The organism is Kitasatospora sp. SC0581 (genome assembly GCF_048159585.1).
Taxonomy (GTDB): Bacteria; Actinomycetota; Actinomycetes; order Streptomycetales; family Streptomycetaceae; genus Kitasatospora.
In genome coordinates this window covers 1-19,175 of the sequence record NZ_JBLRWA010000031.1, presented here as the reverse complement: position 1 = coordinate 19,175, position 19,175 = coordinate 1, and the positions used below count along the sequence as shown (strand labels likewise).

Below are 19,175 nucleotides of genomic sequence, written 5' to 3'. Positions count from 1 at the left end.
GCGGGGCCGCCCTTCGGCGGAGGGTGGGGAAGAAGGCTCAGGGGATCAGATCTTCGCCCACGCGTCGGTGAGGCTGGTCCGCAGGATCTGCTCGATCTCGTCGAAGGTCGACTGGTCGGAGATCAGCGGCGGGGCCAGCTGGATGACCGGGTCGCCACGGTCGTCGGCGCGGCAGTACAGGCCGTTGTCGAAGAGGGCCTTCGACAGGAAGCCGTAGAGGACGCGCTCGACCTCCTCGTCGTTGAAGGACTCCTTGGTGACCTTGTCCTTCACGAGCTCGATGCCGTAGAAGTACCCGTTGCCGCGGACGTCGCCGACGATCGGCAGGTCGCGCAGCTTGTCCAGGGTGCCCAGGAACGCCGACTCGTTGTCGAGCACGTGCTGGTTCAGGCCCTCGCGCTCGAAGATGTCGAGGTTGGCCAGCGCCACCGCGGAGGAGACCGGGTGGCCACCGAAGGTGTAGCCGTGCAGGAAGGTGTTGTCACCCTTGTAGAACGGCTCGGCGAGGCGGTCCGAAATGATCGTGGCGCCGATCGGGGAGTAGCCCGAGGTCATGCCCTTGGCGCAGGTGATCATGTCGGGCTGGTAGCCGAACTTGTCGGCGCCGAACATGGTGCCCAGGCGGCCGAAGGCGCAGATGACCTCGTCCGAGACCAGCAGCACGTCGTGGCGGTCGCAGATCTCGCGCAGGCGCTGGAAGTACCCGGGCGGCGGCGGGAAGCAGCCACCGGCGTTCTGCACCGGCTCGACGAAGACGGCGGCGACGGTCTCGGCGCCCTCGTTGAGGATGGCCACCTCGATCTCGTCGGCGCACCAGCGGCCGTAGGCCTCGGGGTCGACCGTGCCGTCGGGGCCCTCGAGGAAGGCCGGGGCGCGGTAGATGTTGGTGTTGGGCGCCTTGTGGGTGCCCGGGACCAGCGGCTCGAACGGGGCCTTCAGGCCCGGCAGGCCGGTGATCGACAGGGCGCCCTGCGGGGTGCCGTGGTAGGCGACGGCGCGCGAGATGACCTTGTACTTGGTCGGCTTGCCGGTCAGCTTGAAGTACTGCTTGGCGAGCTTCCAGGCGGTCTCGACGGCCTCGCCGCCACCGGTGGAGAAGAAGACCTTGTTCAGGTCGCCCGGGGCGTAGTTGGCCAGGCGCTCGGCCAGCTCGACGGCCTTCGGGTGGGCGTAGCTCCACACCGGGAAGAAGGCGAGCTCCTTGGCCTGCTTGGCGGCGGCCTCGGCGAGCTCCTCACGGCCGTGGCCGGCCTGGACGACGAACAGGCCGGCGAGGCCGTCGAGGTACTTGCGTCCCTTGTCGTCCCAGACGTAGGTGCCCTCGCCCTTGACGATCGTCGGCACGGGGGAGTTCTCGTACGACGACATGCGGGTGAAGTGCATCCACAGGTGGTCGTAGGCGGTCTTGGAAAGGTCCTTCTGCGCCGGGTCGGCTGTCATCGGGTGCCCCAGGTGTAGGTCTGTTTCCGGAGCTTCAGGTAAACGAAGCTCTCGGTGCTCCGCACGCCGGGAAGCGCGCGGATGCGCTTGTTGATCATTTCGAGCAGGTGCTCGTCGTCCTCGCAGACCAGTTCGGCCAGGAGGTCGAACGAGCCTGCGGTGCAGACGACGTAGTCGACCTCGTCGAGGGCGGCCAACGCGTCGGCGACGGGTTCGATGTCGCCCTCGACCCGGATGCCGACCATCGCCTGGCGGGTGAAGCCGACGGTGAGCGGGTCCGTGACGGCGACGATCTGCATCACGCCCTGGTCGAGCAGCTTCTGGACGCGCTGCCGCACGGCCGCCTCGGACAGGCCGACGGCCTTGCCGATGGCGGCGTACGGGCGGCGCCCGTCCTCCTGGAGCTGCTCGATGATCGCCTTGGAGGCGGCGTCGAGGGGAACGCTGGCGTTCCGGTCGCGGTTGGCCACGCGGCCACTGTGCCTGATCGTTCGCGCGTTCGCAAGCGTGGAAACTGCTGATTTCGTCGTGATCTTGGAAAACGTATGCGGATTTCATTGCCGGAGCGCACTCCGCCTGTCGATACCAGCAGTCGTGCGGCTACCCTGGCACCGTACGCGCGCGCCCCCGAGGGCCGCCGCACGTACCGCCACCAGTGGACCGCGCCGCTCCGGGTGCGGCCACTCGGGACCCTTCGTACGCCGGACCCGCCGACGTACCATGGCGCCGGAATCTGCAACGCCGCAGGCCCAGACCGAGGAGAGATCCGTGAGCGACCTTCGCACGCTGCGCAACTACATCAACGGTGAGTTCGTCGACGCGGTCGACGGCCGCACGCTCGACATCGTCGACCCGACCACCGGCGAGGTCTACGCGACGTCGCCGCTGTCCGGTGCCGCTGACGTGGACGCCGCCATGGCCTCGGCCGCCGCCGCGTTCCCGATCTGGCGCGACTCCACCCCGAGCACCCGGCAGAAGCTGCTGCTCAAGATCGCCGACGCGGTCGAGGCCCGCGCCGACGAGATCGTCGACACCGAGGTGCGCAACACCGGCAAGCCCCGCGCGCTGACCCTCTCCGAGGAGATCGGCCCGATGGTGGACCAGATCCGGTTCTTCGCCGGTGCGGCCCGCATGCTGGAGGGCAAGGCCGCCGGTGAGTACATGGACGGGATGACCTCGATCATCCGCCGCGAGCCGGTCGGCGTCTGCGCCCAGGTCGCGCCGTGGAACTACCCGATGATGATGGCCGTCTGGAAGTTCGCCCCGGCCATCGCCGCGGGCAACGCCGTCGTGCTGAAGCCCTCCGACACCACCCCGGCCTCCACCGTGCTGCTGGCCGAGATCATCGGCGGCGTGCTCAAGGAGCTGGAGCTGCCGGCCGGCGTCTTCAACGTCATCTGCGGCGACCGCGAGACCGGCAAGCTGATGGTCGAGCACAAGACCCCGGCGATGGCCTCCATCACCGGCTCGGTGCGCGCCGGCATCTCGGTCGCCGAGTCCGCCTCCAAGGACGTCAAGCGCGTCCACCTGGAGCTGGGCGGCAAGGCCCCGGTCGTGGTCTTCGAGGACGCCGACATCGCCGAGGCCGTCGAGGGCATCTCGGTGGCGGGCTACTTCAACGCCGGCCAGGACTGTACGGCCGCCACCCGCGTGCTGGTCCACGAGTCGATCCACGACGCCTTCGTCGAGGCGCTGGCCAAGGCCGCGGCCGAGACCAAGACCGGCGGCGTGGACGACGAGGACGTGCTGTACGGCCCGCTGAACAACGCCAACCAGCTGAAGCAGGTCTCCGGCTTCATCGAGCGGCTGCCCGCCCACGCCAAGGTCGAGGCCGGTGGCCACCGGGTCGGCGACAAGGGGTACTTCTACGCCCCGACCGTTGTCTCCGGCCTGAACCAGGACGACGAGATCATCCAGAACGAGGTCTTCGGCCCGGTCATCACCGTGCAGAAGTTCACCGACGAGGACCAGGCCGTCGAGTACGCCAACGGCGTCGAGTTCGCGCTGGCCTCCTCGGTGTGGACCAAGGACCACGCCCGCGCCATGCGGATGTCGCGCCGCCTGGACTTCGGCTGCGTCTGGATCAACACCCACATCCCGCTGGTCGCCGAGATGCCGCACGGCGGCTTCAAGAAGTCCGGCTACGGCAAGGACCTGTCGGCGTACGGCTTCGAGGACTACACCCGGGTGAAGCACGTCATGACCGCGATCTGAGCGGGTCGTGACCGTCGGACGCCGTATGACCGCGATCTGAGCGGGTCGTGACCGTTGGACGAGGTATGACCGCGATCTGATTCAGGTCGTATGAACCGACCATGGGCCCGGGTCTTCTCGACCCGGGCCCTGTGTCTTTGCACCCTGTCGACGGTTGGCGCGACCGGCTGACAGGATGGAACTGCCCTTCGGGGACGGGCCCGCCCTAGCCTTACCGGCATGAGCATTCCCACCGCTGACTCAGCCGCCGGCCAGGCCGTCAAGGCCGTCGACCGCGCGCACGTCTTCCACTCGTGGTCCGCCCAGGCGCTGATCGACCCCCTCGCGGTGGCCGGCGCCGAGGGCTCGTACTTCTGGGACTACGACGGCAACCGCTACCTCGACTTCTCCTCGCAGCTGGTCAACACCAACATCGGCCACCAGCACCCGAAGGTGGTCGCCGCGATCCAGGAGCAGGCGGCGAAGCTCTGCACCATCGCCCCCGGCTTCGCGGTCGAGGCGCGCAGCGAGGCCGCCCGGCTGATCGCCGAGCGCACCCCCGGCGACCTGGACAAGATCTTCTTCACCAACGGCGGCGCCGAGGCCAACGAGAACGCCATCCGGCTGGCCCGGCTGCACACCGGCCGGCAGAAGGTGCTGTCCACCTACCGCTCGTACCACGGCGCCACCGCCAACGCGATCGCCCTCACCGGCGACCCGCGGCGCTGGCCCAACGAGAGCGGCGTCTCCGGCGTGGTGCACTTCTGGGGGCCGTACGCCTACCGCTCCAACTTCCACGCCGAGAACGAGGCGCAGGAGTGCGAGCGCGCGCTGGAGCACCTGGAGCAGGTGATCGCGTTCGAGGGGCCCGGCACCGTCGCGGCGATCATCCTGGAGACCGTGGTCGGCACCGCGGGCATCCTGGTCCCGCCGGCCGGCTACCTGGCCGGGGTGCGGGAGATCTGCGACCGCTACGGGATCGTGTTCATCCTGGACGAGGTGATGGCCGGCTTCGGCCGCACCGGCGAGTGGTTCGCCGCCGACCACTGGGGCGTCACCCCGGACCTGCTCACCTTCGCCAAGGGCGTCAACTCGGGCTACGTGCCGCTGGGCGGCGTGGCGATCAGCGCCGAGATCGCGGCCACCTTCGCCGAGCGGCCCTTCCCCGGCGGGCTCACCTACTCCGGCCACCCGCTGGCCTGCGCCTCCGCGGTGGCGACCATCACCACCATGGCGGAGGAGGGCATCGTCGAGAACGCCAAGCACATCGGCGAGACGGTGCTCGGCCCCGGCCTGCGCGAGCTGGCCGAGCGGCACCCGTCGATCGGCGAGGTCCGCGGCCTCGGCGTGTTCTGGGCGCTGGACCTGGTGAAGAGCCGGGAGACCCGCGAGCCGCTGGTGCCCTACAACGCGGCCGGCGCCGCCAACGCGCCGATGGGCGAGCTGGCCGCGGCCTGCAAGCAGCGCGGGCTCTGGCCGTTCGTCAACATGAACCGCTTCCACGTCGTCCCGCCGTGCACCGTCACCGAGGAGGAGGCCAAGACCGGCCTCGCGGTCCTGGACGAGGTGCTGTCGCTCACCGACGCGCACACTGTCTGACGTACCAACCAGGACGGCCCCGAGCACCCGCGTGCCCGGGGCCGTCCCACGCTCCGGAAGGCCGCTCATGCCCAGCAGCTCCACCCTGACCCGCCGTCCTCCCGCCTCCAGCCCCGTCCGCCGGCGTTCCGTGCTCGGCGGGGCCGCGCTGCTCGGCGCCGGCGTGCTGACCGGTTGCGGCATCCCGGCCGCGTACGTGGCCGAGGACCGCCGCTCGGCGCCGGACCGTTCGGAGGACGACAAGCGGCTCGTCTTCTCCAACTGGACGCAGTACATCGACACCGACGACGCGGGCGGGCGCCCCACCCTGGACGCCTTCAGCGAGAAGACCGGGATCGCGGTCGGCTACACCGAGGACATCAACGACAACGACGAGTTCTTCGGCAAGATCAGCCCGGTGCTCACCCAGGGCGCCGCCCCCGGCCGGGACCTGATGGTGATCAGCGACTGGATGGCCGGGCGGTACGTCTCGCTGGGCTGGGTGCAGGCGATGGACCGGGCCAACCTGCCCAACGTCACGGCCAACCTGGACCCGCAGCTGGCCGACCCGGCCTTCGACCCCGGGCGCCGGCGCAGCGTGCCGTGGCAGTCCGGGATCACCGGCATCGCCTACAACCGCAAGGCGCTCGGCCGGGAGATCAGGTCCACCGCCGACCTGTGGGCGCCCGACCTCAAGGGCCGGGTCACGCTGTTCGCCGGGCTGGACGAGGCGCTCGGGCTGCTGATGCTCTCCCAGGGCGCGGACATCGCGAAGTTCACCGACGACGACGCGCGCCGGGCGATGGACCTGGTGCAGAAGACGGTGGACAGCGGCCACGTCCGGCGCTTCACCGGCAACGACTACACCAGCGACCTCGCCTCCGGTGCGGCGCTCGCCTGCCAGGCCTACTCCGGCGACGCCGTCCAGCTCACCGCCGAGAACCCGGACATCGAGTTCGTGGTGCCGGAGGAGGGCGGCGAGCTGTGGGCGGAGAGCCTGATGATCCCCAACCGGGCCGCCCACAAGCGCAACGCCGAGCTGCTGATCGACTACTACTACCAGCCCGAGGTGGCCGCCGAACTCGCCGCGTTCGTCCAGTACATCTGCCCGGTGCCGGCCGCCCGCGAGGTGCTGGCGGCCAGCGGCGACAAGGAGAAGGCCGAACTCGCCGAGAACCCGCTGGTGTTCCCGACCGACGGGATGCGCGCCCGGCTGCACACCATGCGCGACGTCACCTCGGCCGAGCGGCCCGAGCTGCACAAGGTCTGGGGGCGCATCACCGGGGTGTGACCGCTACCGCCGGACGGCGTCCAGGGCGAGCAGCGCCACGTGCAGGGAGAGGCAGGACTCCACCTGGTCGAGGTCGACGCCGAGGATCCGCTCGACCTTGTGCAGCCGGTCGTAGAAGGACGGCCGGGACAGGTGCGCGGCGTCCGCGGCGGCCGACTTGTTCCGGCCCTGCTCCAGGTAGATCCGCAGCATCTGCACCAACTGGCCGTTGTGCTCGGCGTCGTGGGCCAGCAGCGGGCCCAACTCCCTTTCCACGTACGTCTGCAGCCGGGCGTCGTCGCGCAGCAGGTGGAGCAGGCCGCGCAGCCGGACGTCCGGCAGGCGGTAGTAGGAGGAGCTGCGGCCGCCGGGCGCGTCGTGCAGGGCGGCGTCGGCGACCTGGGTGGCCTCCAGCAGGGTGCGCCGGGCATCGCGCACCGAGCCGACCGAGGAGCCGACCGCGACCACCGGGCCCGCCGGGTCGCCGCCCTCCCGTCCGGCCTCGGCGGACATCCGGCGCAGCGCGGCCGAGAGGGCGTCCAGCGAGGCGTGCTCGTCCTGCTGGGTACCGAGCGTGATCAGCAGGCCGACGGCCTCGTCGTCCAGCGCGCCGACCAGGGCGGTCAGCCGGCAGGCCCGGACGGCGCCGGCGGCCAGCTCGGTGAAGTCGCGCAGCCGGGCCTGCGCCTCCAGCGCGGCCGGGATCGGGCCGCGCCGCTGCCGCAGCACCACGCCGACCAGCCGGCGGCCCTCCAGCGGGATGCCCAGGGCCTGGGCGCGCAGCGCCGCCTCGGAGACGGTCAGCGCATGGGTGAGGATGCCGGACAGCAGGGTGCGGTGGGTCTGCCGCTCCAGGCTCTCCCGGTCGCGCACCACCAGCCGGTTGAGCGCCAGCGCGGAGGCGCCGCGCTCCAGCAGCATGGTGTGCGGGTGGGCCTCGCCCTCGGGCAGCGGGCCGGGCTCCTGCACCAGCACCAGCCGGCCCCAGTCCTGGCCGCGGGCTCCGACGGTGGTGACCAGCCAGCCGCTGCGCGGGTCGTGGCCGGTGCGCCCGGCCGGACGGACGCCGCGCGAGCGGCGCTCCCAGTCCTCCAGCACCTCGGCCTCCGGGCGTCCGGCGGCGTCGTGGGCGAGCACCTGGTGGGCCAGGTTCTCCAGGACGACCGGGGCGCCGGCCATCCGGGACACCTGGCGGATCACCTCGGGCGGCTCGGCGCCCTCCACCACCAGCTCGTTGAAGACCTGGTGGACCGACTCGGAGATCCGCAGCTGCTCCAGCTGGGAGTTGACCACCAGGGCGTGCACGGCCTCGGTGACGGCGACGAAGCGCAGCTCGCGGCGGAGCGTGATCAGCGGCAGTCCGCGCTGCTCGGCGGCGTTGACCAGGGCGCGGGGGAGCGAGTCGAAGTAGCGCCGCCCGAACTCGACGACCAGGCCGGCCACCCCGACCTCGTCCAGCTCGCGCACGTAGCGGGCCAGGCCCTCGCGGTCCTCGGGCAGGGCGATGCCGGTGGTCAGCACCAGTTCGCCGCCGCGGAGCATCCCGGCGACGTCGGGCAGTTCGCTGACGTGGACCCAGCGGACCGGCCGCTCCAGGTGGTCGGCGCCGGCCACCACCTGGGGCAGGCCGCGCCGCATCACGTCGAGGTCGAGGACTCGGGCGACGGTGGGGAGCATCGCGGGCCTCCGGGGCTGTGGAGAGCGGAGCCGGGGCTCCGGGCGTTCTGGTTTCGGGTGACGCGGTCAGGGTGACGCGGTCGGGGTGTGCGGTCAGGGTCGTGCAGTCAGGGTGTCAGGTAAATCATCCATCCCCCCGACGACCTGTTGCCCTGCCCGCACCCTTGCACCCTGTAAGGCCCTTCGTGCCGAGGTTGTCGAAGTGACCCTTGTCACCCCAACCCCGCAGCAGGCAAGGTCAGCGGGACCGCAGACCCCCACCGCGGACGCGTGACCCCGCAGCGGTCGAACCACGGCACTTGGAGGAACCAGATGGACCTGACCGACTTCGGCCCGGGCGCGCAGTACATCGCGGGACGCCAGACCAGGGGGAGCGGCGAGCCCTTCCAGGTCGTCAACCCCGCCGACGGCAGCGTGGTTGAGCAGGTCGCGCTGGCCACCGCCGGGGACGTGGACACCGCCGTCGCCGCCGCCAGGGCCGCCCTGCCCGGCTGGTCCTCGGCCACCCCCGGTGCGCGCTCCGAGGCGCTCACCCGGCTGGCCGCCGTGCTGGCCGGGGCGGCCGACGACCTGGCCCGGGTGGAGACGGCGCAGACCGGCAAGCCGGTCAAGCTGGCCACCGAGTTCGACGTGCCCGGCACCGTCGACAACGCCGCCTTCTTCGCCGGCGCCGCCCGCAACCTGGAGGGCAAGGCGGCCGGCGAGTACTCCGGCGACCACACCTCGTACGTGCGGCGCGAGGCGGTCGGCGTGGTCGGCTCGATCTCGCCGTGGAACTACCCGCTGCAGATGGCCGCCTGGAAGATCCTCCCGGCGATCGCCGCGGGCAACACCATCGTGCTCAAGCCGGCCGAGCTGACCCCGCTGACCTCGCTGATGTTCGCCCGGGCCTGCACCGCCGCAGGCATCCCGGACGGCGTGGTCAACGTGGTCACCGGCGCCGGGCGCACCGCGGGCGAGCACCTGGTCGGGCACCCGGACGTCGCGATGGTCTCCTTCACCGGCTCCACCGGCGTCGGCAAGCGGGTCGCCGAGATCGCCACCGCGGGCGTCAAGCGCACCCACCTGGAGCTCGGCGGCAAGGCCCCGTTCGTGGTCTTCGACGACGCCGACCTGGACGCCGCGGTGCACGGAGCGGTCGCGGCCTCGCTGATCAACGGCGGCCAGGACTGCACCGCCGCCACCCGCGCCTACGTCCAGCGCCCGCTGTACGACGCCTTCGTGGCCGGGGTGGCCGAGCTGTACGCGGCGATCCGGATCGGCGACCCGCTGAACCCGCGCACCGACCTCGGCCCGCTGGTCTCGTACGCCCACCGGGACCGGGTGGCCGGCTTCGTGGAGCGCGCCCGCTCGTACGCCACCGTGGTCACCGGCGGCCGGGCCCCGGAGAAGGGCCACGACGGCACCGACCTCACCCGGGGCGCGTACTACCGGCCGACCCTGATCACCGGCGCGGCCCAGGACAGCGAGGTCGTGCAGGGCGAGATCTTCGGCCCGGTGCTGGTGGTGCTGCCCTTCGACGGCGACGACGAGGGCCTGCGGCTGGCCAACGACACCCCGTACGGGCTGGCCGCCTCCGCCTGGACGAGCAACGTGCACCGCTCGCTGCGCGCCACCCGGGAGATCGCGGCCGGCTGCGTCTGGGTCAACGACCACATCCCGATCATCAGCGAGATGCCGCACGGCGGCTACAAGGCGTCCGGCTACGGCAAGGACATGTCCCAGTACTCGCTGGACGAGTACACCCAGGTCAAGCACGTCATGTTCGACACCACCGCGGTGGCCCGCAAGGACTGGCACCGCACCGTCTTCGGAGACAGATAACCCCCGGACCACGCGGGTGCCCCCACACCCCATCTCCCCCAGGAGGCCCGTTCCATGGCGTTCAACGAGCTCACCGACGGTCTGCCCGAACCGGTCCGAAGGGCCTGGGAACGCAGTCTGACCAGCGGCCGGGCCGCGCTCGGCCGCCGCACCCTGCTGCGCGCCGCCGCGCTGAGCGCCGGAGCGGGCACCCTGGCCGCCTGCGGGATCCCGGCGGCCCCCCGGGCGACCGGCGACTCGACCGCGAACGCCGCCAAGGACCTCTCGGAGACGCAGAAGGAGGTCGACTTCTCCAACTGGCCGCTGTACGTGGACACGGACGAGAAGGACAAGGAGAAGCACGGCACCCTGGAGGCCTTCACCGAGGCCACCGGGATCAAGGTGAAGTACAACGAGGACGTCAACGACAACGTCGAGTTCTTCGGGAAGATCAAGCCGCAGCTCGCCTCCGGCCAGGACACCGGCCGCGACCTGATGGTGCTCACCGACTGGATGGCGGCCCGGCTGATCCGGCTCGGCTGGGTGCAGAAGCTCAACCCGGCGAACGTCACCACCGCGATCACCAATATCGAGTCGCGCTTCCGCGCCCCCGACTGGGACCCGGGGCGGCTCTACTCCTACCCGTGGGCCGGCATCCAGACCGTCGTCGCGTACAACCGGAAGGCGACCAGGGGGAAGGAGGTCACCAGCGTCTCCCAGCTGCTGGACGATCCCGACCTCAAGGGCCGGGTCACCTTCCTCTCCGAGATGCGCGACAGCATCGGGATGGTCCTGCTGGACCAGGGCAAGAGCACCGAGAGGTTCACCGCCGACGACTTCGACGGCGCGGTCGCCCGCCTCCAGAAGGCCGTCGACAGCAAGCAGATCCGCCGCTTCACCGGCAACGACTACGGCCAGGAGCTCTCCGCCGGCGACATCGCGGCCTGCATCGCCTGGGGCGGCGACCTGATCCAACTGCGCGCCGACAACCCGGACATCGAGTTCGTCATCCCGGAGAAGGGCTACATCGCCTCGACCGACAACATGCTGGTCCCGGCCAGGGCCCAGCACAAGGCGAACGCGGAGAAGCTGATCGACTTCTACTATCAGCCGAAGATCGCGGCGCAGCTGGTCGCGGGCATCGGCTTCGTCTCCGCCGTCACCGGGATGAAGGACGAGCTCGCCGGCATCGCCCCGGACACCGCGGCCAACCCGCTGGTCGTACCCACCCCCGAGATGGCGGGCAGGGCGCACGTGTTCCGCACGCTCTCCGAGAGCGAGGAGAGCGACTTCGAGCAGAAGTTCTCCAAGCTCATCGGCGCCTGACCCCCGCTCCCGGCAGAGAATCCCAGGAAGACACCACCCCATGACAGACCAGCAGCGCGACGCGGCCGTCGGCGGCGACGTCCGGCTCACCGGCATCGGCAAGACCTACGGCTCCTTCACCGCCGTCCACCCGCTCGACCTGACCGTCCCGCAGGGCTCGTTCTTCGCCCTGCTCGGCGCCTCCGGCTGCGGCAAGACCACCACCCTGCGCATGATCGCCGGCCTGGAGGAGCCCACCAGCGGCACCGTCCTGATCGGCGGCCAGGACGTCACCGCCCTGCCCCCGTACAAGCGGCCGGTGAACACCGTCTTCCAGAGCTACGCGCTCTTCCCGCACCTGGACATCTTCGAGAACGTCGCCTTCGGCCTGCGCCGGCGCGGCAGGAAGGACGTCAGGAAGCAGGTCGAGGAGATGCTGGAGCTGGTCGAGCTCGGCCAGTACGCCCGGCGCAAGCCGCACCAGCTCTCCGGCGGCCAGCAGCAGCGCGTCGCGGTCGCCCGCGCACTGATCAACCACCCGCAGGTGCTGCTCCTGGACGAGCCGCTCGGCGCGCTCGACCTCAAGCTCCGCCGCCAGATGCAGCTGGAGCTCAAGCGGATCCAGACCGAGGTCGGCATCACCTTCGTGCACGTCACCCACGACCAGGAGGAGGCCATGACCATGGCCGACACCATCGCGGTGATGAACGGCGGCCGGGTCGAGCAGCTGGGCGCCCCCGCCGACCTGTACGAGAACCCCGCCACCACCTTCGTGGCCAACTTCCTCGGCCAGTCCAACCTGCTGCCCGCCGAGGTCACCGGCACCGAGGGCGGCGACCTGCTGCTCAGCGCGGCCGGCGCCCGCCTCGCGGTGCCGAAGGCGCGCTGCGCCACCGACGCCAAGCGCGTCCACCTGGGCGTGCGCCCGGAGAAGATCACCATCACCCACGCCTCCGAGCAGGTCGCCGACGGCCGCAACCGGCTGGCCGGCACGGTGCTCGACTCCAGCTTCATCGGCGTCTCCACCCAGTACGTGGTGCGCACCGACGGCGGCCAGGAGGTCACCGTCTTCGAGCAGAACATGGAGCGCGACGCGCGGATCGTCCCCGGCGCCGCCGTCCAGCTGCACTGGAACCCGGCGCACTCCTTCGCCCTGGACGCCGCCCAGGCGATCGACGCGGGCACCGCGGAGGAGGCCGCATGACCACCACCACCCCGGCCGCGCCACCCCAGGTCATACCGCTGGAGGGACCGGCGCCGAAGCCCAGGCGCAAGCTCACCCCGTACTGGCTGCTGCTTCCCGGCATCGCCTGGCTGGTCGTCTTCTTCGCCGTCCCGCTGGTCTACCAGGCGTCGACCTCGCTGCAGAGCGGCTCGCTCGAAGAGGGCTTCAAGGTCACCTGGCACATATCGACCTACTGGGACGCCCTGGTCGAGTACCGGTGGCACTTCCTGCGCTCGTTCTCCTACGCGGCCGTCGCCACCGTGCTCTGCCTGGCCGTCGGCTACCCGCTCGCGTACACGATCGCCTTCAAGGCGAGCAAGCGCTGGCGCAACGTCATCCTGATCCTGGTCATCGCGCCGTTCTTCACCAGCTTCCTGATCCGCACGCTGGCCTGGAAGACCATCCTGTCCGACGGCGGCCCGGTGGTCGGCGCGCTGAACGCGCTGCACGTCCTGGACGTCACCAACCTGCTCGGCCTGACCAGCGGCGACCGGGTGCTGGCCACGCCGCTCGCCGTGGTCTGCGGCCTGACCTACAACTTCCTGCCGTTCATGATCCTGCCGCTGTACACCTCGCTGGAGCGGATCGACCCGCGCCTGCACGAGGCGGCCGGCGACCTCTACGCCCGGCCGTTCACCACCTTCCGCAAGGTCACCTTCCCGATCTCGCTGCCGGGCGTGGTCGCGGGCACCCTGCTGACCTTCATCCCCGCCTCCGGCGACTACATCAACGCCCAGCTGCTGGGCTCGCCGAGCGAGCAGATGGTCGGCAACGGCATCCAGAAGCAGTTCCTGAACGTGCTCGACTACCCCACGGCCGCCGCGCTGAGCTTCATCCTGATGGCCCTGATCCTGGGCATGGTGACGGTCTACATGCGCAAGGCCGGGACGGAGGATCTGGTCTGATGTCCCGGATTTCCAAGTGGATCCGCGCCCACCTGGTGGTGCTGGCCGGCCTGCTGGCCCTCGCCTACCTGGTGCTGCCCAACCTGGTCGTGCTCGCCTTCTCGTTCAACAAGCCGGTGGGCAAGTTCAACTACGAGTGGAACGAGTTCTCCACCGACGCCTGGACCAACCCCTGCGGCGTGGCCGACATGTGCCAGTCGCTCTCGCTCAGCCTGCAGATCGCGGTGCTCGCCACCATCGGCGCCACCGTGCTCGGCACCATGGTCGCCTTCGCGCTGGCCCGCTACCGCTTCCGCGGCCGCTCGGCCACCACCGCGATGATCTTCCTGCCGATGGCCATGCCCGAGGTGGTCATGGCCGCCTCGCTCGGGACGCTCTTCCTCAACATGCGCATCCCGTTCGGGTTCACCACCATCCTCATCGCCCACATCATGTTCTGCCTCAGCTTCGTGGTGACGGCGGTCAAGGCGCGCGTGATGAGCATGGACCCGAGGCTCGAACAGGCCGCCCAGGACCTCTACGCGACCCCCGTCCAGACCTTCCTGAGGGTCACCCTGCCGCTCGCGGCGCCCGGCATCGCGGCGGGCGCGCTGCTCAGCTTCGCGCTCTCCTTCGACGACTTCATCATCACCCAGTTCAACTCGGGGCCGACCACGGTCACCTTCCCGATGTTCGTCTGGGGCGCCTCGCAGCGCGGCATCCCGGTGCAGGTGAACGTCATCGGCACCGCGATGTTCCTCGCCGCCGTCCTGCTGACCGTCGTCGGCCAGTGGCTGGGCAACCGCCGGAAGGCCACCGCCTGACGTACGGTCGACGACGGTGGCCAGTACAACCATCACCTATTCGTAGAAAGTGGCTGATAATGCATGGACTCCGCCCGCGCACTCAGTGACGCCAGGCCCACCCCCTTCTGGCTGGAGGATCCCGGCCGGCCGGCGGCACTGCCCGCCCTGGTCGGCGACACCACCTGCGACCTGCTGGTCGTCGGCGGCGGCTACTCCGGCCTGTGGACCGCCCTCATCGCCAAGGAACGCGACCCCTCGTTGGACGTCGTGCTGGTCGAGGGCAACGAGGTCGGGTGGGCCGCGTCCGGGCGCAACGGCGGGTTCTGCGCGGCCAGCCTGACCCACGGCTTCGGCAACGGCCTGGACCGCTGGCCGTCCGAACTGGCCCAGCTGGAACGCCTCGGTGCCGCCAACCTCGACGGCATCGAGGCCACCCTCAAGCGCTACGGCATCGACGCCGAGTGGGAGCGCACCGGCGAGATCGACGTCGCCACCCAGCCCCACCAGGTCGAGGAGCTCCACGAGATCGCCGAGGCGGTCGCCCGGTACGGCTTCGACATCACCGTCCTGGACGCCGACCAACTGCGCGCCGAGGTCGACTCGCCGACCTTCCTCGGCGGCCTCTGGGACAAGGAGGGCGTGGCGATGGTCCACCCCGCCAAGCTCGCCTGGGGCCTCAAGGACGCCTGCCTGGGCCAGGGCGTGCGGATCTTCGAGCACACCCGGGCCACCGACCTGCGGGAGCACGGCAGCGGCATGGCCGTCCGCACCCCGTACGGCCGGGTCTTCGCCCGCAAGGTCGCGCTCGGCACCAACGTGTTCCCGTCGCTGCTCAAGCGGGTCCGCCCGTACGTCGTCCCGGTGTACGACTACGCGCTGATGACCGAGCCGCTCAGCGAGGAGCAGCTCGCCGCGATCGGCTGGCGCGGGCGCCAGGGCCTCGGCGACAGCGCCAACAAGTTCCACTACTTCCGGCTCTCCGCCGACAACCGGATCCTCTGGGGCGGCTACGACGCGGTCTACCACTTCGGCGGCCAGGTCCGGCACGAGTACGACCAGCGGCCGGAGACCTTCCGCACCCTCGCCAACCACTTCTTCCGCTGCTTCCCGCAGCTGGAGGGCCTGCGCTTCACCCACGCCTGGGGCGGCGCGATCGACACCTGCAGCCGGTTCTCGGCGTTCTTCGACACCGGGTACCGGGGCAAGGTCGCGTACGCGGTCGGCTACACCGGGCTCGGCGTCGGCGCGACCCGCTTCGGCGCCGAGGTGATGCTCGACCTGCTGGCCGGCGAGCGCACCGAGCGCACCTCGCTGGAGATGGTGCGCAGCAAGCCGCTGCCGTTCCCGCCCGAGCCGGTGCGCTGGGCCGGGATCGAGCTCACCACCCGGTCGCTGGAGCGGGCGGACCGCAACGGCGGCCACCGCAACCTCTGGCTGCGCACCCTCGACCGGCTGGGGCTCGGCTTCGACAGCTGAACCGCTGAACCGCTGAACCACTGGAACGCTGAAATGCTGAACCGCTGATCTGCCGAAACGGCTGAAGCCGTTGAAACCGTTGAAACCGTTGAAACCACGAACGCCCGTAGCCGGGTGCCCTTAGTCGTGTAATCGGGACCCGCCGTCCGCCTCTCCTTGGTGACGGCGGGTCTCGCTCTTCCCGCCGTCTCCGAACAGTACGAACGGCAAGAAGCGGGGACACGACATGGAGACCACCGGACTGCACTGGCTCGCCCAGGCGGCACCGGACCCGGAGGCCTTCCGGGACCAGTGGGAGCGCACCGGGCTGGGCCTGGTGCTGCTGCCGGCCGGCCGGCGTTGGGACGTCCTCTCCGTCCCCGGACGGCTCGGGCGCCCGGCCGTGGAGGTCCTGGACCCGCGCACCCGCGGTCCGGTCCTCACCGACTTCGGGGGCGGGCAGGTCAGCTTCCTGGTGCCCGTCGGCACCGCCGCCCGCTGGATCGGCACCGGCGTGCGCGGTGCGGGGGAGGGCACCTGGATCGTCGTCCCGCACCCCGGGCGCCGCAGCCGGGGCGTGCGCTGGCTGGTCCCGCCGGACGGCTCCGGGCGGCTCACCGACCCGGTGCTGCTGGAGCTCGCCTTGCACGAGGCGGCGGCCCGGCTCGGCGGCTGGTGAGCCGCGCCGTCTCGTGCGGAACTGGGGCCCGGGGGCGTGAGGAGGTGCCCGGGGGCGCCCGGTAGCGCTCCGGGCGCCCGGCAACTGGCGCGTGGAGCGGGCGGTCGCGTCAGACTGGAGGCGTGACCACCGTCCCGCACGCCGTCGACGCGTCCCTCCGCCCGGGCCCCGCCCAGCTGCGCCTGGCCGCGCTGGCCGCACCCGTCTGCGACCGGTACGGCCTCGCCCTGGCGGGAGGGCACGCGCTGCGCGCCCACGGCGTCGCGGCCTGCCCGCAGGACGGGCTGACCCTGGCGACCGGCGGCGCCGACCTGCCGGAGGTGGCCGCCGCGCTGGGCGAGGCGTACCGGGCGGCGGGCGGCGGGGCCGTCGAGCGGCCGGGCACACCGCGGCTGGAACAGCTCACCGTCCGGCTGGCGCTGGGCGGGCGGTCGCACTCGGTGGAACTGCGCAAGGAACCGCTGGGACACCGGCCGGTCCGGTTCGACCTCGGTGCGCCCGGACCGGACGAGCCCCCGGTGGTGCTCCCGGCCGTCGCCCTGGAGGACGCGGCCGCGCTGACCACCGCGCTGCTCGTGGACCGGGGCATGCCCCGCGACCTGATCGACGTGCACGCCCTCACCCGCTGCTACCGGGAGGGCGAACTGCTCGCGCTGGCAGCCGAGTTGGACCCGGACTTCCAGCCCGCGGCGCTGGCCGAACGGCTGGAGGCGCTCGCCGAGGCGGCGGACGGGCGGTTCCGCGCCCGGGGCGTGCCGGCCGGGGAGGTGGCCGAGCTGAAGCGGTGGGCGCTGGCCTGGGCACAGGACCTTCGGCTGGACCTGCTGGAGACCCGGGAGGCGGCGGACGGGCTGCACGACCCGTACCTGGAGGAGCCGGAGGACGGGGAGTCCTGACGCCCTGGTCCCGCGGGTGCCCGCGGTGTTTGGGTGCCCGTGCCATTGGGGGCATTCGTGGTGGGTTCACACGTTCGGGCGAGTGACCGGACGACCTGTAAGGCTGAATCCACGATCCCCGTCAGCCTGTTCGTTGAGCTGCGCCGGAGCGGCCACCAGACTGGGAGACGAGCGCGGTAGCCCCGTGATTCCCGTCGCCCGGCCCACGTGCGGGCGGCGCCAGACCGGACCGGTGGCAGGACGCCGCCCGGGACTTCGGAGGCAGACGGACCTTGAGCAAGCACATCATTCACTGGATCGGCGGCAAGCCCGTCGCCACCGCCGGTGCGGCCCCCCGTCGCGGCGAGGTCTTCGACCCGGCCACCGGCCAGGTCGCCGGCCAGGTCGACTTCGCCGAGATCGCCGAGGTCGACCAGGCCGTGGCCGCCGCCGCCTCGGCCTTCACCGAGTGGCGCACCGCCTCGATCGCGAAGCGGACGACGGTGCTCTTCGCCTTCCGCGAGCTGCTGAACGCCCGCCGCGACGAGCTGGCCTCGATCATCGTGGCCGAGCACGGCAAGGTGCACTCCGACGCGCTCGGCGAGATCGCCCGCGGCCTGGAGGTCGTGGAGTACGCCTGCGGCATCCCGCAGCTGATCAAGGGCGGCTTCACCGAGCAGGCCTCGACCGGCGTCGACGTCTACTCGATCCGCCAGCCGCTCGGCCCGGTCGCGATCATCTCGCCGTTCAACTTCCCGGCCATGGTGCCGATGTGGTTCTTCCCGATCGCCATCGCGGCCGGCAACACCGTCGTGGTGAAGCCCTCGGAGAAGGACCCGTCCGCCGCCAACTTCCTCGCCGAGCTGTGGAAGGAGGCCGGCTTGCCGGACGGCGTCTTCAACGTCGTGCACGGCGACAAGGTGGCCGTCGACCGCCTGCTGGAGCACCCGGACGTCAAGTCCGTCAGCTTCGTCGGCTCCACCCCGATCGCCCGCTACGTCTACGAGACCGGCACCCGCTACGGCAAGCGCGTGCAGGCCCTGGGCGGCGCCAAGAACCACATGCTGGTCCTGCCGGACGCCGACCTCGACCTCGCCGCCGACGCCGCCGTCAACGCGGGCTTCGGCGCGGCCGGCGAGCGCTGCATGGCGGTGTCCGTGCTGGTCGCGGTCGACCCGATCGGCGACGAGCTGGTCGAGAAGATCAAGCAGCGGATCGCCACCCTGAAGGTCGGCCCCGGCTGCAACGGCGAGTCCGAGATGGGTCCGCTGGTCACCGGCCAGCACCGGGACAAGGTCACCTCCTACGTGGAGTCCGGGGTCGCCGACGGCGCCGAGCTCGCGGTGGACGGCCGCAAGCACCCGGTCACCGCCGAGGACCGGAACGGCTCCCCGACGGCCGACGGCTTCTGGCTCGGCCCCACGCTGTTCGACCACGTGAAGCCCGGCATGTCCGTCTACAACGACGAGATCTTCGGCCCGGTCCTCTCGGTGGTGCGCGTCGACTCGTACGAGGAGGGCCTGGCGCTGATCAACGCCAACCCGTACGGCAACGGCACCGCCCTCTTCACCAACGACGGCGGCGCGGCCCGGCGCTTCCAGTTCGAGGTGGAGGTGGGCATGGTCGGCATCAACGTGCCGATCCCGGTCCCGGTCGCCTACTACTCCTTCGGCGGCTGGAAGGCCTCGCTGTTCGGCGACGCCCACGCGTACGGCCCGGACGGCGTGCAGTTCTTCACCCGGGGCAAGGCCGTGACCCAGCGCTGGCTGGACCCGTCGCACGGCGGCATCAACCTGGGCTTCCCCACCAACAGCTGATCCGCACGGCACCACCGGCCGGACCCCTCTCCCCGGGGTCCGGCCGGCCGTCTTTGCACGACGTTTGCATCGGGGCGTGGAAGCGCGTACAGTTCTTCGAGCTGCCTGGCAGGGAGCACCGGACACGCATCTGCGCGGACGGTCCCGCGGTGGCCAATCCTCTGAAAC

Annotated in this window: 15 protein-coding genes; 12 read left to right on the top strand and 3 right to left on the bottom strand. The window is 71.2% G+C overall.

Annotation, left to right across the window (positions count from 1 at the left end; genetic code table 11):
• Positions 1-45: 45 nt before the first annotated feature.
• A complete protein-coding gene (locus ACLWS4_RS31380) occupies positions 46-1,440 on the bottom strand; it encodes an aspartate aminotransferase family protein (protein ID WP_049651897.1) in 1,395 nt (464 codons plus the stop codon).
• Positions 1,437-1,910 carry an Lrp/AsnC family transcriptional regulator gene (locus tag ACLWS4_RS31375; RefSeq protein WP_030306695.1) on the bottom strand — a complete coding sequence of 158 codons (474 nt, stop codon included), beginning with the start codon at positions 1,908-1,910 and terminating at the stop codon, positions 1,437-1,439. Before ACLWS4_RS31375 ends, ACLWS4_RS31380 begins: the two co-directional genes overlap by 4 nt.
• Positions 1,911-2,160: 250 nt before the next feature.
• On the opposite strand from ACLWS4_RS31375, the gene ACLWS4_RS31370 reads away from it, so the two are divergent.
• The 3 genes from ACLWS4_RS31370 to ACLWS4_RS31360 all read left to right on the top strand — a co-directional run bounded on the left by ACLWS4_RS31370 (position 2,161) and on the right by ACLWS4_RS31360 (position 6,502).
• The gene (locus ACLWS4_RS31370; RefSeq protein ID WP_049651898.1) at positions 2,161-3,654 is read left to right on the top strand and encodes a gamma-aminobutyraldehyde dehydrogenase; all 1,494 of its coding nucleotides are present in this window, start codon (positions 2,161-2,163) and stop codon (positions 3,652-3,654) included.
• Between the two features lie 219 nt (positions 3,655-3,873).
• The gene (locus tag ACLWS4_RS31365) at positions 3,874-5,232 is read left to right on the top strand and encodes an aspartate aminotransferase family protein (RefSeq protein WP_049651899.1); all 1,359 of its coding nucleotides are present in this window, start codon (positions 3,874-3,876) and stop codon (positions 5,230-5,232) included.
• Between the two features lie 67 nt (positions 5,233-5,299).
• Entirely contained in the window at positions 5,300-6,502 is a 1,203-nt protein-coding gene (locus ACLWS4_RS31360) for a polyamine ABC transporter substrate-binding protein (RefSeq protein ID WP_074001527.1), read from the top strand.
• Positions 6,503-6,505: 3 nt separating this feature from the next.
• Here the strand turns inward: ACLWS4_RS31360 and ACLWS4_RS31355 are convergent, their stop codons facing one another.
• Positions 6,506-8,158: a PucR family transcriptional regulator gene (locus tag ACLWS4_RS31355; RefSeq protein WP_074001528.1), complete on the bottom strand. Its 1,653-nt coding sequence runs from the start codon at positions 8,156-8,158 to the stop codon at positions 6,506-6,508.
• 312 nt (positions 8,159-8,470) lie between these two features.
• Between ACLWS4_RS31355 and ACLWS4_RS31350 the strand changes: the two genes are divergently transcribed.
• From ACLWS4_RS31350 to ACLWS4_RS31310, 9 genes are all read left to right on the top strand, one after another.
• A complete protein-coding gene (locus ACLWS4_RS31350; RefSeq protein ID WP_049651902.1) occupies positions 8,471-9,982 on the top strand; it encodes a gamma-aminobutyraldehyde dehydrogenase in 1,512 nt (503 codons plus the stop codon).
• 54 nt (positions 9,983-10,036) lie between these two features.
• On the top strand, positions 10,037-11,287 hold the full coding sequence (locus tag ACLWS4_RS31345) for an ABC transporter substrate-binding protein (RefSeq protein ID WP_074001530.1): 1,251 nt from the start codon (positions 10,037-10,039) through the stop codon (positions 11,285-11,287).
• 40 nt (positions 11,288-11,327) lie between these two features.
• A complete protein-coding gene (locus ACLWS4_RS31340) occupies positions 11,328-12,470 on the top strand; it encodes an ABC transporter ATP-binding protein (RefSeq protein ID WP_074001531.1) in 1,143 nt (380 codons plus the stop codon).
• Entirely contained in the window at positions 12,467-13,396 is a 930-nt protein-coding gene (locus ACLWS4_RS31335) for an ABC transporter permease (protein ID WP_049651905.1), read from the top strand. Before ACLWS4_RS31340 ends, ACLWS4_RS31335 begins: the two co-directional genes overlap by 4 nt.
• Positions 13,396-14,199 carry an ABC transporter permease gene (locus ACLWS4_RS31330; RefSeq protein WP_049651906.1) on the top strand — a complete coding sequence of 268 codons (804 nt, stop codon included), beginning with the start codon at positions 13,396-13,398 and terminating at the stop codon, positions 14,197-14,199. The genes ACLWS4_RS31335 and ACLWS4_RS31330 overlap by 1 nt, the downstream gene beginning before the upstream one ends.
• Before the next feature lie 63 nt (positions 14,200-14,262).
• Positions 14,263-15,657 carry an NAD(P)/FAD-dependent oxidoreductase gene (locus ACLWS4_RS31325; protein ID WP_049651907.1) on the top strand — a complete coding sequence of 465 codons (1,395 nt, stop codon included), beginning with the start codon at positions 14,263-14,265 and terminating at the stop codon, positions 15,655-15,657.
• Positions 15,658-15,883: 226 nt separating this feature from the next.
• On the top strand, positions 15,884-16,315 hold the full coding sequence (locus tag ACLWS4_RS31320) for a hypothetical protein (protein WP_375877702.1): 432 nt from the start codon (positions 15,884-15,886) through the stop codon (positions 16,313-16,315).
• A 122-nt stretch (positions 16,316-16,437) separates the two neighbouring features.
• On the top strand, positions 16,438-17,211 hold the full coding sequence (locus ACLWS4_RS31315) for a hypothetical protein (RefSeq protein WP_416875914.1): 774 nt from the start codon (positions 16,438-16,440) through the stop codon (positions 17,209-17,211).
• Positions 17,212-17,483: 272 nt separating this feature from the next.
• Entirely contained in the window at positions 17,484-19,007 is a 1,524-nt protein-coding gene (locus ACLWS4_RS31310; RefSeq protein WP_416875913.1) for a CoA-acylating methylmalonate-semialdehyde dehydrogenase, read from the top strand.
• Positions 19,008-19,175: the final 168 nt, after the last annotated feature.